At 42.6% G+C, this 15,398-nt stretch carries 14 protein-coding genes; 13 read left to right on the top strand and 1 reads right to left on the bottom strand.

Going from position 1 to position 15,398, the window contains the following annotated elements; translation table 11 throughout:
* Nucleotides 1–20: 20 nt before the first annotated feature.
* The 8 genes from buk (at nt 21) to G6R08_RS01130 (ending at nt 8,389) form a co-directional block, all read left to right on the top strand.
* Nucleotides 21–1,106 (top strand): butyrate kinase, encoded by a 1,086-nt coding sequence (gene buk, locus G6R08_RS01165; protein ID WP_163526318.1) that lies wholly within the window; start codon nt 21–23, stop codon nt 1,104–1,106.
* 16 nt (nt 1,107–1,122) lie between these two features.
* Nucleotides 1,123–2,544 (top strand): dihydrolipoyl dehydrogenase, encoded by a 1,422-nt coding sequence (gene lpdA, locus G6R08_RS01160; RefSeq protein WP_163526317.1) that lies wholly within the window; start codon nt 1,123–1,125, stop codon nt 2,542–2,544.
* 74 nt (nt 2,545–2,618) lie between these two features.
* On the top strand, nt 2,619–3,557 hold the full coding sequence (locus tag G6R08_RS01155) for a thiamine pyrophosphate-dependent dehydrogenase E1 component subunit alpha (RefSeq protein ID WP_240339797.1): 939 nt from the start codon (nt 2,619–2,621) through the stop codon (nt 3,555–3,557).
* Between the two features lie 17 nt (nt 3,558–3,574).
* Complete coding sequence (locus tag G6R08_RS01150) at nt 3,575–4,558, top strand: alpha-ketoacid dehydrogenase subunit beta (RefSeq protein WP_163526315.1); 984 nt, start codon at nt 3,575–3,577, stop codon at nt 4,556–4,558.
* Nucleotides 4,559–4,576: 18 nt separating this feature from the next.
* Nucleotides 4,577–5,893, top strand: coding sequence for a dihydrolipoamide acetyltransferase family protein (locus tag G6R08_RS01145; protein ID WP_163526314.1), 1,317 nt, complete (start codon nt 4,577–4,579; stop codon nt 5,891–5,893).
* Between the two features lie 468 nt (nt 5,894–6,361).
* A complete protein-coding gene (locus G6R08_RS01140; RefSeq protein WP_163531039.1) occupies nt 6,362–6,799 on the top strand; it encodes a BrxA/BrxB family bacilliredoxin in 438 nt (145 codons plus the stop codon).
* Nucleotides 6,800–6,878: 79 nt separating this feature from the next.
* Entirely contained in the window at nt 6,879–7,829 is a 951-nt protein-coding gene (locus tag G6R08_RS01135) for an aromatic acid exporter family protein (RefSeq protein ID WP_163526313.1), read from the top strand.
* Nucleotides 7,830–7,873: 44 nt separating this feature from the next.
* Nucleotides 7,874–8,389 carry a L,D-transpeptidase gene (locus tag G6R08_RS01130; protein ID WP_163526312.1) on the top strand — a complete coding sequence of 172 codons (516 nt, stop codon included), beginning with the start codon at nt 7,874–7,876 and terminating at the stop codon, nt 8,387–8,389.
* A gap of 63 nt (nt 8,390–8,452) precedes the next feature.
* Here the strand turns inward: G6R08_RS01130 and prli42 are convergent, their stop codons facing one another.
* Nucleotides 8,453–8,572 (bottom strand): stressosome-associated protein Prli42, encoded by a 120-nt coding sequence (gene prli42, locus G6R08_RS01125; RefSeq protein WP_139377165.1) that lies wholly within the window; start codon nt 8,570–8,572, stop codon nt 8,453–8,455.
* A 176-nt stretch (nt 8,573–8,748) separates the two neighbouring features.
* Here prli42 and G6R08_RS01120 point away from each other — a divergent pair, with 176 nt between their 5' ends.
* The 5 genes from G6R08_RS01120 (at nt 8,749) to G6R08_RS01100 (ending at nt 15,326) form a co-directional block, all read left to right on the top strand.
* Nucleotides 8,749–10,404 carry an acyl-CoA mutase large subunit family protein gene (locus tag G6R08_RS01120; RefSeq protein WP_163526311.1) on the top strand — a complete coding sequence of 552 codons (1,656 nt, stop codon included), beginning with the start codon at nt 8,749–8,751 and terminating at the stop codon, nt 10,402–10,404.
* Nucleotides 10,405–10,419: 15 nt separating this feature from the next.
* The gene (mce, locus tag G6R08_RS01115) at nt 10,420–11,232 is read left to right on the top strand and encodes a methylmalonyl-CoA epimerase (RefSeq protein WP_163526310.1); all 813 of its coding nucleotides are present in this window, start codon (nt 10,420–10,422) and stop codon (nt 11,230–11,232) included.
* A gap of 2 nt (nt 11,233–11,234) precedes the next feature.
* Nucleotides 11,235–12,782 carry an acyl-CoA carboxylase subunit beta gene (locus G6R08_RS01110; RefSeq protein WP_163526309.1) on the top strand — a complete coding sequence of 516 codons (1,548 nt, stop codon included), beginning with the start codon at nt 11,235–11,237 and terminating at the stop codon, nt 12,780–12,782.
* Between the two features lie 77 nt (nt 12,783–12,859).
* Nucleotides 12,860–13,987 (top strand): M20/M25/M40 family metallo-hydrolase, encoded by a 1,128-nt coding sequence (locus tag G6R08_RS01105; RefSeq protein WP_163531027.1) that lies wholly within the window; start codon nt 12,860–12,862, stop codon nt 13,985–13,987.
* A gap of 91 nt (nt 13,988–14,078) precedes the next feature.
* Nucleotides 14,079–15,326: a DNA polymerase IV gene (locus G6R08_RS01100; RefSeq protein ID WP_163526308.1), complete on the top strand. Its 1,248-nt coding sequence runs from the start codon at nt 14,079–14,081 to the stop codon at nt 15,324–15,326.
* The last annotated feature ends 72 nt before the right edge of the window (nt 15,327–15,398 follow it).

Here is a 15,398-nt window from a genome sequence, read left to right as displayed (position 1 = left end):
ATTAACGGAGGTCAAAGATTTTGCAATTACACCGAATACTTGTTATTAATCCTGGTTCAACGTCAACGAAAATTGGTGTGTTTGACAATGAACAAGTTGTCTTGGAAAAGACGATTCGCCACAAACCAGATGAGATTAATCAATATAAAAGGATTATCGATCAATATGAATTTCGCAAGCATGTGATTCTAAGTGTGCTTGACGAAGAAGGCATTAATATTAGTAAATTGAGTGCCGTCTGTGGACGTGGCGGGTTGCTTCGTCCAATTGAAGGCGGTACGTATGAAGTGAATGAAGCGATGATTGCCGACTTAATAGAAGGATACAACGGGGAACATGCCTCTAATTTAGGTGGAATTATCGCATCTGAAATTGCTAAAGGTTTAAATATCGGAGCTTATATTGTTGATCCTGTTGTCGTTGACGAATTACATGATCTGGCTCGTATCTCCGGGGTCCCGGAAATTCCGCGAAAGAGTATTTTTCATGCTCTGAATCAGAAGGCTGTAGCCAGAAGGGCAGCAGCAGACCTTGGACAATCCTATAAAGACTCCCGCTTGTTAGTCACTCATATGGGTGGGGGGATTACAGTGGGAGCCCATATTAATGGCCGAGTTATTGATGTGAACAACGGTCTTCATGGGGACGGGCCTTTTTCTCCAGAACGTGCGGGAACTGTACCTGCTGGAGATCTGGTTTCTCTTTGTTATTCTGGTCAATTTTATCGTGACGAAGTAATGAAAAAGCTTGTTGGACAAGGCGGATTGATGGCTTATTTAGATACAAATGATGCAGTCGAAGTAGAAAAGATGGTTGAACATGGTGATAAAAAAGCAAAGCTTGTTTATGAGGCCATGGCCTATCAAATTGCTAAAGAGATCGGGAGCATGAGTATTGTTCTTGAAGGAAAAGTAGACGCAATCGCTTTAACAGGCGGGCTCGCTTATGGGAAGGCGTTTATAAGTGAAATTTCTAAACGAATTGACTGGATTGCAGATGTTCTCGTCTATCCTGGCGAAAACGAGTTAGAGGCTTTGAACGAAGGGACACTTCGAGTGCTGCAAAACGAGGAAATTCCGAAACAATACCCAAACTTTGTGGAATAGAAAGGAGTAAACAGGTATGGCTGAAGAATATGATTTAGTCGTATTAGGCGGCGGAACTGGCGGATATGTTGCTGCCATACGTGCTTCTAAACTAGGATTGAAGGTTGCGATAGTAGAGAAGCGAGAATTAGGAGGGACGTGCTTGCATCGCGGGTGTATTCCTTCTAAGGCACTTTTACGAAGTGCAGAAGTATTTCGTCAGACAAAAGAAGCCGAGGATTTTGGCGTTACTACATCAGAACCAACTTTAAACTTTACCAAGGTTCAACAACGTAAACAATCTATTGTTGACACCTTACATAAAGGCGTTCAGGGGTTGATGAAAAAAGGAAAAATTGATGTCATCGAGGGATTTGGGAGGATTTTAGGCCCCTCTATTTTTTCACCAACGGCTGGCACGATTTCTGTTGAAATGAACAATGGAGAAGAAAATGAAATGCTGGTACCGAAAAATGTATTAGTTGCTACAGGTTCCAGTCCTAAATCACTGCCAGGCTTAGAAGTCGATGGGGAATTTGTCATGACGTCAGATGAAGCTCTTCATATGGATAAGCTGCCAGCTTCCATTATTATTGTTGGTGGAGGCGTTATTGGAATCGAGTGGGCATCTATGCTAGCTGATTTTGGTGTAAAAGTGACGGTGTTGGAATACTTGCCGAACATTTTACCTACTGAGGACCAGGACATTTCTAAAGAGATGGTAAAACAAATGAAGAAGAAGGGTGTTGAGATCGTCACCGAGGCAAAGGTGCTTTCGGAAACTCTTCAAACTGGTGAAGGTGTAACAATCCAGGCAGAATTGGATGGAGATCCGGTAACTTATGAGGCAGAGAAGATGCTTGTCTCTGTCGGACGGAATGCTAATGTTACCAACATCGGGTTAGAAAATACTGATATCGAAGTAGAAAATGGATTTATTAAAACCAATGCGAATTATCAAACGAAAGAAACTCATATTTATGCGATTGGTGATGTCATAGGCGGCATGCAGCTAGCCCACGTAGCTTCACATGAAGGTATAATTGCTGTCGAACATATGGCAGATCAACACCCACACCCAATGATTGCAGATCAGGTACCAACTTGTATTTATTCAAATCCAGAAGTCGCCAGTGTCGGGCTGACTGAACAACAAGCGAAAGAACAAGGCTTTACGGTTAAAGTCGGGAAGTTTCCGTTTCAAGCTATCGGCAAGGCACTCGTATTTGGGGAGACGGATGGCTTTGTGAAAATAATTGCTAATAAAGAGAATGATGATTTGCTTGGTGTACACATGATCGGTCCGCATGTGACAGATATGATTTCAGAAGCCGGGCTTGCTAAAGTACTTGATGCTACTCCGTGGGAAATTGCTCAGAGTATACATCCGCACCCAACACTTGCTGAAGCAATTGGCGAGGCGGCGATGGCTGTAGACGGCAATCAAATACATGGATAAATATAAAAGGAGGGATTCACGTGGCTGAAAATCGCCATAAATCATTAGGTTTATCTGATGATCAAGTGTTAGACATGTTCCGTACCATGATGTTAGCAAGAAAAATTGACGAGCGTATGTGGCTGCTAAACCGAGCTGGAAAGGTCCCCTTTGTCATTTCCTGTCAAGGTCAAGAAGCAGCTCAAGTGGGCGCCTCTTACGCACTCGACCGTGAAAAGGATTATGCCCTGCCTTACTATCGTGATATGGGTGTTGTGCTCTCTTTTGGCATGACTGTTAAAGATTTAATGCTTTCCGGTTTTGCTAAAGCAGAAGATCCAAACTCTGGTGGACGCCAAATGCCAGGTCATTTTGGTCAAAAGAAAAACCGCATCGTAACAGGGTCTTCACCAGTTACAACGCAGGTTCCTCATGCTGTAGGTATTGCATTGGCAGGAAAAATGGAGAAAAAAGATTTTGTTTCCTTCGTTACATTTGGAGAAGGTTCTTCAAACCAGGGAGACTTCCATGAAGGAGCAAACTTTGCCGGAGTTCATAAATTACCTGTAATTTTCATGGTAGAAAATAATAAATATGCCATCTCGGTCCCTGTTCAGAAGCAGCTTGCTTGTGAGAAAGTATCTGATCGGGCTGTAGGTTATGGCATGCCTGGTTATACTGTGGATGGAAATGATCCGCTGGCTGTTTATGAAGCTGTTAAAGAAGCAGCAGATCGCGGGCGTAATGGCGATGGACCGACACTCATTGAAGCGGTTTCCTATCGGTTAACTCCGCACTCTAGTGACGATGATGACCGTACTTACCGAGAACGCGATGAGGTAGATGAGGCAAAGAAAAAAGATTCGATTGTTACCTTTGCGAACTATTTGCGTGAGCAGAACATTTTAACTGAAGAAAAAGAAACTGAAATGAACGAAGAATTAAACAAATTAGTCAATGAAGCGACAGATTATGCCGAGAATGCTGCATACGCTGAAGCTGAATCTGCATTGAACTATGTATATGAAGAGTAAGGAGGGGGAGCTTTAAAATGGCAGTCATATCTTATATTCAAGCTGTAACCCAGGCATTGAAAGAAGAAATGCAGCGTGATGAGAAAGTATTTGTTCTGGGTGAAGATGTCGGCAAGCGTGGGGGCGTGTTCCGCGCTACAGATGGTTTATATGATCAATTTGGAGAAGATCGAGTGTTAGATACTCCTCTGGCTGAGTCAGCCATTGCAGGAGTTGGAATCGGGGCTGCGATGTACGGCATGCGACCTGTTGCGGAAATGCAATTTGCTGATTTTATTATGCCAGCTGTAAACCAAATTATTTCAGAAGCCGCCAAGACTCGTTACCGTTCAAATAACGACTGGAATGTACCTATGACCATTCGTGCGCCATATGGCGGAGGAGTACATGGTGCCCTTTATCATTCCCAATCTGTAGAAGCGGTGTTTGCGAACCAGCCGGGGCTTAAAATTGTAATGCCTTCTACTCCTTACGATGTAAAAGGCCTGCTAAAAGCTTCTATACGCGATAACGATCCAGTCCTTTTCTTCGAGCACAAGAGGGCATATCGATTGATCAAAGGTGAGGTACCTGAAGAAGATTACACTCTTCCTCTTGGTAAAGCTGATGTAAAACGTGAAGGCTCAGACATTACGGTGATTACGTATGGACTCTGTGTGCACTTTGCTTTGCAAGCTGCAGAGAAACTGGCGGAAGAAGGCATTGATGCTCATATTCTCGATTTAAGAACGGTTTATCCACTTGATCAGGAAGCTATTATCGAAGCAGCCTCAAAAACAGGAAAAGTCCTGCTTGTAACTGAAGACAATAAGGAAGGCGGAATCATTTCTGAAGTGTCTGCTGTAATTAGTGAGAATTGCTTGTTTGATCTGGATGCACCTGTTAAACGTTTAGCTGGTCCTGATGTCCCTTCAATGCCATATGCTCCAACGATGGAGAAATACTTTATGATGAATCCTGATAAAGTTGAAAAAGCTATGCGGGATTTAGCGGAATTTTAATTAGAGGAGGCGTTCTTTGTGGGATTAGAAAAAATCAACATGCCCCAGCTTGGTGAAAGTGTCACTGAGGGGACGATCAATTCATGGCTTGTGCAGCCAGGAGATCAGATCAACAAATATGATCCAATTGCAGAGGTTATGACAGATAAAGTAAATGCAGAGGTTCCATCCTCTTTTACGGGAACCATTAAAGAGCTTATTGCCCAAGAAGGTGATACGATAGAAGTCGGTGAGTTAATGTGTTATATCGAGGTAGAAGGTGCCGGATCTATAGATGCTAGTGCTGAAAGTGAAGAAAAGGAAGAAATAACTGAGGACTCTAAGAATGACGCACCTAAGCAAAAAGCTTCAGCTTCGAAGGAAAATAAACCAAAGCAAGAAAACGGCAGCAAAAAACGTTTCTCTCCAGCTGTGATGACACTAGCTCAGGAACATGAGATCGATTTGAATCAAGTTGAAGGTTCCGGCCGCGGCGGAAGAATTACCCGTAAAGATATCGAGAAAATTATTGAAAGCGGAGAAATACCTGCTGCTAAAGAATCAACAGAAGCACCTGACCAGCCATCAGTTGAATCCGTACCGAAACAGGGAGGCACTAAACCTGCTCCAGCTGCACCTAATGTACAAGCTGGTGAAGGAGATGTCGAGATTCCTGTTACGGGTGTGAGAAAAGCGATCGCGCAAAACATGGTGAAATCCACAACCGAGATCCCTCACGCCTGGATGATGGTTGAAGTTGATGTCACCAATTTAGTTGAACTTCGTAATTCACTTAAGAAACAGTTTAAAGAAAAAGAGGGATACAGCCTGACTTTCTTCTCTTTCTTTGTTAAAGCCGTAGCTCAAGCGTTGAAAGACTACCCTGAGCTTAATAGTACTTGGGCAGGTGACAAGATCATTCAGCGCAAGGCTATCAATCTGAATATTGCTGTTGCTAAAGATGACGAGCTTTTTGTGCCTGTTATTAAAGATGCTGATGAGAAAAGCATTAAGGGGATTGCCCGGGACATTACCGACCTTGCAAGCAAAGCTCGACAAGGCAAATTGACTTCGAAGGATATGGAAGGCGGAACATTCACAGTGAATAATACCGGTTCTTTCGGTTCTATCCAGTCGATGGGAGTTATTAATCACCCTCAATCAGCTATCCTGCAAGTTGAGTCTATTGTGAAAAAGCCTGTGTATCAGGATGGAATGTTTGGAGCGCGTGATATGGTTAATCTATGTTTATCTCTGGACCACAGAGTACTTGATGGTCTTGTAGCTGGAAACTTCCTTGGCCGTGTTAAGGAAATCCTTGAAAACATGTCCCAAGAGCATACTTCTGTTTATTAATATTAAATGTAAAGAGGCTGGGACATAAGTAAAGCAATGATTCCAAAAAACAAACATTAAAAAGTAAATCGTATAAACGCAGACAATTAGCACAGTCAAAATGTGTAGACTCCTGCGGGAACAGCGCGAGTCGTAGATCCCACAGGAAAGCGAAGCATTTTGACGGAGCGATGGTAGATTCCTTTCTTGGTATGCAAATAATCCGGACAAATTCAAATAAAATTGTCCGGATTATTTTATGCATAATTCAGTTCTGTCCCGGACTCTTCTGTTTGTCAAAAAGTGCAATTTCAGCAAAGTTTTATGCAATTATTCCTTTTTAAGGCCATGTATACTTGAATAGTGTAATTAAATACGGATTAGATGCAATTGCAGTCTTACCTCTCTCAATAAGTTAGACAAGTTGCAACTTCGTTGAAAGACGGCGCAAAACTTGGTAAAATGTTGATAATACTTAGAAAAGGAGCCATGTATATGGATTTCAATATTTATATGAATGACGTTGTTACCCAGGCACGTGATGAAATTACCAATGCCGGTTATTCAGAGTTAACGACTTCTGAGCAAGTGGAAGAGGCGTTAGCAAAAGAAGGAACTACCTTAGTGATGATTAATTCGGTTTGTGGCTGTGCCGGAGGAATTGCTCGTCCTGCCGCTTCCCATGCCATCCATTACGACAAGCGTCCAGATCATTTGGTTACGGTCTTTGCCGGACAGGATCGCGAGGCTACAGAAAGAGCTCGTCAGTTTTTTGAAGGATACCCTCCCTCCTCTCCGTCATTTGCTCTTATGAAAGACGGGAAGATTCAAACAATGGTTGAGCGGCATGATATCGAAGGATTTGAACCGATGGAGGTCATCGGTAAACTTCAGCGCAGTTTTGAGGAATATTGTGAAGAAGTATAATGAATGGGATAAAGGGATCTTTGCTCACGTCAAAGATCCTTTTTTTACATAGAAATGTATTGCTTGAGGTGACCGTGTCGTGAAAATAGGATACCGTACGATTAAAACAGCTGTAGGAACACCTTTTGCTATATGGATTGCTCAGCTTCTTCATGTCGAAAACTACGCTTCTGCTGGAATTCTTACTATACTGTGCATTCAAATCACGAGGAAGCGCTCATTTTTATCCGCTTGGAATCGATTGGCAGCCTGTTTAGTGGCAATGGTTTTTTCTTTTGTTTTCTTTGAGTTAATTGGTTATCATCCAATCGCAATAGGGTTAATGTTATTCGTATTTATTCCTACTGCAGTATGGCTGAAAATCACCCCTGGTATTGTTACCAGTTCTGTTATCATTCTGCACTTGTATGGATCGGGTGGCATTACAGGAGCTCTCATCTGGAATGAAGTGCTGCTAATGGTCGTCGGGATAGGGACTGCATTACTGTTAAATATGTATATGCCAAGCCTTGAAGGGAAGCTGGAAGGTTTTCAGCGTCAAATCGAGGATAATTTTGCGATCATCCTACAGGAACTGGCAGGCTTCCTTAGGGATAATAATGAAGGCTGGACAGGGAAAGAGTTAACGGATACAGCTGCCTTATTAGAAAAAGCGAAATCACTGTCGTTTCGTGATGTAGAAAATCACTTACTCCGCACACATAGCCCTTACTATCATTATTTTCACATGCGGACAAAACAATTTGAATTGCTGGAGCGAATGCTGCCCCTTGTTACACGCATTTCAGGTCCTAATAAACATGCCCAGAAGATTGGGAGTTTTTTCGAAGAATTAGCTGAAGGAATTCATCCAGGAAATACGGCAGTTCTTTATTTGGACCAGTTAAAGGATATGAAAGAAGAATTTCGAAATGATGAACTGCCTGTTACGAGAGAAGAGTTTGAAGAACGAGCAAGTTTATTTCATTTATTAAATGAGATCGAAGACTATCTGATTATAAAAAGGTCTTTTAAGAAGAGTGATGTATAGGGACTTCTGTCAGCGGGGAAACTTAGAAAAAAGGATGACAGGCTATGCAGCTAATTGCAATATTTGTCATGACGATCAGCACATTTCTACCCCCTGCCATAACAGAAGAACCGGTCGTATTTGTCAACAAATCATCCCATGAAATTGTGGTGTACCAATCCGGAAAAGAAATTTTCCATTCAAAGGCGGCTACGGGCAAAACAAAAGAGCTAACCCCGGAAGGACATTTCACAATCCGTGTCAAAGCTAAAGACCCTTATTATCGAAAAAAAGATATTCCAGGAGGAGTTCCTGAAAATCCTCTTGGAAGCAGGTGGATAGGGTTTGATGCAAACGGTACTGACGGGAGAATTTTTGGTGTGCATGGAACAAATCGACCAGAGTCCATAGGCAAAGCGGTCTCAGCTGGATGCATTCGCTTGACAAATGAGCGAGTCGAACAGCTCTACCGAATTGTCGAGGAAGGAACAGAAATCATCATCGTTGATGACCCTTCTGCTTCGTTCGATGACATGTATGAACAATGGGGCAAAGAGAAGCTCTCCCAATTTTTTAATTAGTTTTACGTAAATCAATAAGCCGCAAGTTAAGTGTATGTTCGCTTAACTTGCGGCTTTGTTATATTACATAAAGAAAGACGCTCCAGCAAGAAGAGAGGAGAGAACCATGGAAAGAATCATCAAGTAGATGACAACTTTCATACGGCGCTCGCGCTTGGATTTCTTTTTCTTAGAATGAGCCAAGGTATATAACCTCCTTTTTACAATCTCCTTTAATTATTTTACATGCAATCCTAGTTTTGGACAAGGGAAGAAAATCATTTACAATATAATTGTGAATTCCAGTAATTTTAAGAAACGTAAGCGCTTTATTTTTGGTATGCTAGAGAGGAAGGTTCTTAAGGAGGAGGAAACGAAAAGTGAAGGATCAAAATAATTTTCAACAGATTAAAGAAAAGTGGAAACAAGATGTGAAAAAGACAGAAAAGCGTTTCCCTGAACGCAAACAAACCTTTACAACAAGTTCAGAAATTGAAATCGATCAATTATATACGCCGATCGAACCGGATAAGACATATACCGAGAATCTTGGTTTCCCGGGTCAATTTCCTTATACAAGGGGAATCCAGCCCACCATGTATCGTAGCAGGTATTGGACGATGCGCCAGTATGCTGGATTCGGTTCTGCTGAGGAAACAAACCAGCGATTTAGATATTTATTAAACCAAGGACAGACAGGTTTGTCCGTAGCCTTTGATCTTCCTACACAAATTGGATATGATTCGGATGATCCGATGGCAGAAGGGGAGGTCGGCAAGGTCGGAGTGGCGATCGATTCACTGGCTGATATGGAGCAATTGTTTGATCAAATCCCGCTCGATCAAGTTAGTACCTCCATGACGATTAATGCCCCGGCGTCTATTCTACTAGCGATGTATATTGCTGTAGGCGAGAAACAAGGAGTTAGTCCAGAAAAGCTAACGGGGACAATTCAAAATGACATATTAAAGGAATATATTGCACGTGGTACATATATTTACCCACCGAAACAGTCCATGAGACTTATCACTGATATTTTTGGCTACTGCCATGAGCATCTACCTAAATTTAACACCATCAGTATTTCCGGGTATCATATTCGTGAAGCTGGTTCAACAGCCGTACAAGAGGTCGCTTTTACGATTGCGAATGGGATGGCTTATGTAGAGGCAGCGATTGATTCAGGTCTCGAGGTAGATCAATTTGCTCCAAGGCTGGCTTTCTTCTTCAATGCTCACAATCAGTTTTTCGAAGAGGCAGCAAAGTTTCGCGCAGCCAGACGCATTTGGGCAAAAATAATGAGAGATCATTACAAAGCGGAAAATCCGAAAAGCTGGAAGCTGCGTTTTCATACACAAACAGGCGGCAGCACGTTAACAGCACAGCAGCCTGATAACAATATCGTTCGTGTGACAGTGCAGGCTCTAGCCGCTGTGATGGGTGGTACCCAAAGCTTACATACGAACTCTCGTGATGAGGCATTAGCTCTGCCAACAGAAGATTCGGCAAGGATAGCTTTAAGAACTCAGCAGATTATTGCTCAGGAAAGTGGTGTAGCCGATACGATTGATCCGTTGGGCGGTTCTCACTATGTCGAAGCATTAACCGATGAGATCGAAACCGAGGTTAATAAATATCTTGAGCGTATTAAAGAATTAGGCGGAGCTGTTCAAGCCGTCGAAGAGGGTTTTATGCAAAGAGAAATTCACCAAACAGCATATGAAGCTCAGAAACGCATTGAATCCAAGGAAGATATTGTGGTTGGCCTAAACGAGTACAAACTGGAAGAAGAAGTGAATCCTGACTTGCTGCGGGTTGATGAAGCGCTTGAAGCTGATCAGATTAGTAAGACACATAACATTCGCAGTACTAGGGATCAGGCACGAGTAGAGCGTTGCCTTGCAGAGCTTCGACAGGCCGCCAAGGCGAACGATAATGTTATGCCCCATATCGTTGATGCTGTGAAGGTTTATGCAACAGTAGGTGAAATAGCTAACGTACTTCGTGAGGAATTTGGAGAGTATACAGGAATGTAGGAAGGATGATGGAAAATGAAACCTATACGCGTACTGATCGCTAAACCAGGTCTGGATGGACATGACAGAGGAGCGCTGATTATAGCCCAGGCTTTAAGAGATCATGGAATGGAAGTCATCTATACGGGGTTACGTCAATCCCCAGTGCAAATTGCCCGAGCAGCTGTACAGGAGGATGTGGATGTGGTAGGCCTTTCTTCCTTGTCGGGTGCTCACAACTCACTTTTTCCAAAAGTGGTTGCAGCTCTTGAAAACGAAGGAGCTTCTGACATCCCCGTTATCGGCGGCGGTGTAATTCCTGCTGAAGATATCCCTCATTTGGAGGCACAGGGTGTTAGGAAAATATTCACAAGCGGGGCTCCTACTGATGCAACGGCTATCTATATTAAGCAGCTAATGAATCGGGAAACAAGATCTGCCCCTGAGAAAGTTTCTCATATAGGGATTGCTGTTGAGAATATCGAACAATCCTTAGCTTTTTACCAACATACATTGGGGCTTGAAGTCGAGGCTGTAGAAGAAGTAACTTCAGAGCAGGTCAGGGTTGCTTTTCTTCCTATCGGCGAAACGCGAATTGAATTGCTTGAACCGCTAAGCGATGAATCTCCTATTCGTAAGTTCATTTCAAAAAAAGGCGAGGGAATTCATCACATTGCTTTAGAGGTGAACGACATTTCTAAGCGTCTTCAGCAATATCAAGAGGAAGGTATCCCGTTGATTAATACGGAACCGAAGCAAGGAGCACACGATAGTCAAATCGCCTTTCTACATCCGAGGGCTTCCGGCGGTGTCCTCTTTGAATTAACAAATCCGAAGGGAGAGCAGTAAAAATGGACATTTATGATAAAATTAACGAACTTTATGATAAAAGAAGACAGTCCGAACTTGGCGGCGGTGATGAACGAATCAACAAACAGCACGACAAAGGGAAATGGACCGCCAGGGAACGAATCGAATATTTAGTAGATGAAGGCAGCTTTATTGAACTTAATCCTTTCATTGAGCATCGTCAAAGTGATTTTGGCATGAACGGAAATGATGCACCTGGAGAAGGGGTAGTGACCGGATTTGGAAAAATAGAGGGACGGGATATTTATTTATTCGCCCAGGACTTTACTGTATACGGGGGAGCGCTTGGTGAAATGCATGCCAAAAAAATTGCAGCAGTTATGGATCTCGCCGCTAAAAATGGCACCCCTTTTATAGGATTAAATGACTCTGGCGGTGCACGTATCCAAGAAGGGGTATCATCCCTTGATGGGTATGGACAAGTCTTCTATCGTAACTCGATTTATTCTGGCGTAATTCCGCAAATTTCAGTCATAATGGGCCCTTGTGCAGGTGGAGCCGTGTATTCTCCTGCTATCACTGATTTTGTCATTATGGTGGAAAAAACATCGCAAATGTTCATTACGGGACCAAAGGTAATTGAGACAGTAACTGGTGAACAAATTTCAGCGGAGGATTTGGGGGGAGCTGATGTTCACAACACGTTGAGTGGAAATGCTCATATTAAGACAGAGGATGAAGCATCTGCTCTTGATGCTGTTCGAGATTTAGTCCGTTATTTACCAGCTAATAATAAGGAGAAACCCGAACCCATTGAGGTAGCTGACGAAGAGGATTATCGTCCGGATTTAACGGATAAAATCCCTTTTGACCCAATCAGGCCCTATGATGTCCGAGTTATTATCGAAGAGGTAGTCGATGGGCGATCCTTTTTTGAAATCCATAAAGATTTTGCTAAAAATATCGTTGTAGGTTTTGCCCGGTTGAAAGGGAAGACAATAGGGCTCGTTTGTAATCAGCCTAAGTATATGGCAGGCGGTTTGGATATTGATTCGAGTGATAAAGCTGCTCGGTTTATTCGCTTTTGTGATTCCTTTAATATTCCTCTCATTACTTTTGAGGATGTTACTGGATTCTTCCCGGGCATTAAGCAGGAGCATGGAGGAATCATTCGACACGGGGCGAAAATTTTATATGCTTACTCTGAGGCTACAGTGCCCAAATTAACGGTTATTACGCGTAAGGCGTATGGCGGAGCCTATGTGGCCTTAAATAGTAAGTCTATTGGAGCTGACCTAGTTTATGCTTGGCCGAACGCAGAGATTGCCGTGATGGGACCAGAAGGGGCAGCCAATATTATTTTTGCTAAAGATATAAAAGACAGCGAGAATCCTGAAGAAACAAGACAGAACAAAATCAATGAATATCGAGAGCGTTTTGCAAACCCGTATGTAGCGGCAGGGCTTGGAATGGTTGACGATGTGATAGATCCAAGAGAAACAAGAACAACACTAATTAAGGCGCTTGACATGCTGAAAAATAAACACGAAGACCGTCCTTATAAAAAACATGGAAATATTCCTCTCTAATTGACACTTTGCCGCAGTTTGCGCTAACGTACTAGAAGGGATAAGTTTTTACATAGATACATTGGGAGGTAGAAATGATGGCAGCTGTGAATAAAGATCGTTTAATTGAGGAATTTCTTGAACTCGTTCAAGTAGATTCCGAAACAAAAGATGAAGCAACTATTGCTAAAGTATTGACAAAAAAATTCGAGGACCTTGGTCTTGAGGTGTTCGAAGATAATGCGAAAGATAAGACTGGACATGGAGCTGGAAACTTAATTTGTAATTTAAAGGGAACAAAAGAGGGTGTCGACACGATTTACTTCACCTCCCATATGGATACAGTTGTTCCCGGCAATCAGGTGAAACCAACTATTGAAGGTGACTATATCGTGACCGATGGAACAACCATTCTTGGGGCAGATGATAAAGCTGGTTTAGCAGCAATATTGGAGGCTATTCGTTCGATCAAAGAACAAAATATTGAACACGGTGATCTGCAATTTATTATTACAGTTGGAGAGGAAAGCGGACTTGTCGGTGCAAAGGCTCTTGATCCTTCTCACTTAAAGGCGAAATATGGTTACGCCATTGACAGCGATGGACAGGTAGGGAATATTATCGTAGCTGCTCCTACTCAGGCGAAAATTAATGCGACTGTCAAAGGACGTACAGCTCATGCAGGTCTCGCACCGGAGAAGGGGGTATCAGCTATTACACTTGCTTCTAAAGCTATAGCTAAAATGCCGCTAGGACGTATTGATGAAGAAACGACGGCAAATATTGGCCGTTTTGAAGGCGGAAAACAAACGAATATCGTTTGCGACCACGTTGAAATCCTAGCAGAAGCCCGTTCACTTGTGCCTGACAAAATGAATGAGCAAGTAGAAAAAATGAAACAGGCTTTTATTCAAACAGCTGATGAGATGCGCGGAGAAGTCGAACTCCAAGTTGATATTATGTACCCAGGTTTTAAACAGCAGGAAGGCGATCATGTGGTAGAAGTGGCCCGAACAGCAGCCAAACAAATTGGTCGTGAAAGCAAATTACTAACGAGCGGCGGCGGTAGTGATGCAAACATCATTGCCGGCCACAACATCCCGACGGTTAATTTGGCAGTAGGCTATGAGGAAATTCACACAACCAATGAAAGAATGCCTGTTGGAGAGTTAGTCAAAATTGCTGAGTTCGTAACAGCCATTATTGATGAAGCAGCAAATAAATAAAATGTCAGGAAGTCAGACAGCCATGTAAACCATGGCTGTCTTTTGTTATGGTATACTATAAGAACAACCGTTCGAAAAAGGAAGGATTTTTATGTCAAAGTGGTACCCTAAAAATGGCCGGGTTATTTTTCATGTCGATATGAATAGTTTTTATGCATCGGTTGAAATGGCTTTTGACCCTTCCCTAAAAGGTAAGCCGCTGGCGATTGCCGGGAATCCTGAAGAGCGTCGCGGCATAGTCGTTACAAGCAGTTATGAAGCCAGGAAATACGGTGTAAAAACGACCATGCCAGTAGGGGAAGCAAGACGGCTTTGCAAAGACTTAATCGTGATGTCTCCTACATTTGAAAGGTATCGAGCAGCTTCTAAGGAAATGTTTAAGATTCTTGCCGAAGTGACGGACATGATTCAGCCTGTCTCCATTGATGAGGGTTATATGGATATTACGGCTTGTCATGAACAGGGGTCACCGCCTGAAATTGCGAATCGAATTCAATCAAGGATAAAGAATGAGCTTGATTTACCTTGCAGTATCGGAATTGCGCCCAATAAGTTCTTAGCTAAGATGGCTTCAGATATGAAAAAACCTATGGGGATCACCATTTTACGTAAGAGAGACCTTCCTAATAAGCTTTGGACGCTGCCAATTGAAGAGATGTACGGAGTTGGAGAGAAAACGGCAGGCAAACTTAGAAAAATGAAAGTGGAGACAATTGGTGATCTTGCCAATCATCAAGTAATCGAACTGAAAAGTGTGCTTGGAATTAATGGAGAGCGGTTACAGAATAGAGCGAATGGGATTGACAATCGCCCAGTAGACCCGGAAGCAGTTCATGAGTTTAAAAGTATTGGCACTTCAACTACATTGCCTCACGACACAACGGACGAAGTTGAAGTGCGACAAGTTCTGAGAAGGCTGGCAGCAAAGGTAGAGGCACGAATGAAGAAAAAGAGTGTGCTGGCTCGAAATGTGCAACTGATGATCCGCTATCACGATCGTAAAACGATAACAAGAAGCCGCCAGCTTCCTGACTTTATAGAAACGGCAGACGAACTTTTTCAAGCAGCTTTTCACCAATTTGATGAGCATTGGAACCAACAGCCTATCAGACTACTTGGTATCACAGCCCAAGATTTAGTGGAGCAAGCTGAGGTTACCCAGCAACTCGACTTATTTAGCTATCAGCAGCATGCGGGTAAGGAAAAGCTGTATCAAGTGATTGATACACTAACAGAAAAGTACGGGCATAATCCTTTTCAAAAATTGAAAAATCCATCAGATGCCAGAGTGACGACCAGTTTTCAGAAAGACTTTTTAGATGACTTTAAAAATAAATAACCTGAAGATACACGCCATTGATTTGCTTTCCTTCTTTCCTTCTTTCCTTCCTTTCTTGTTTTGGTATAAAAA

The organism is Halobacillus ihumii, from assembly GCF_902726645.1.
In the GTDB taxonomy this organism is placed as follows: Bacteria; Bacillota; Bacilli; order Bacillales; family Halobacillaceae; genus Halobacillus_A; species Halobacillus_A ihumii.
This window is presented reverse-complemented; position numbering and strand designations above follow the sequence as displayed.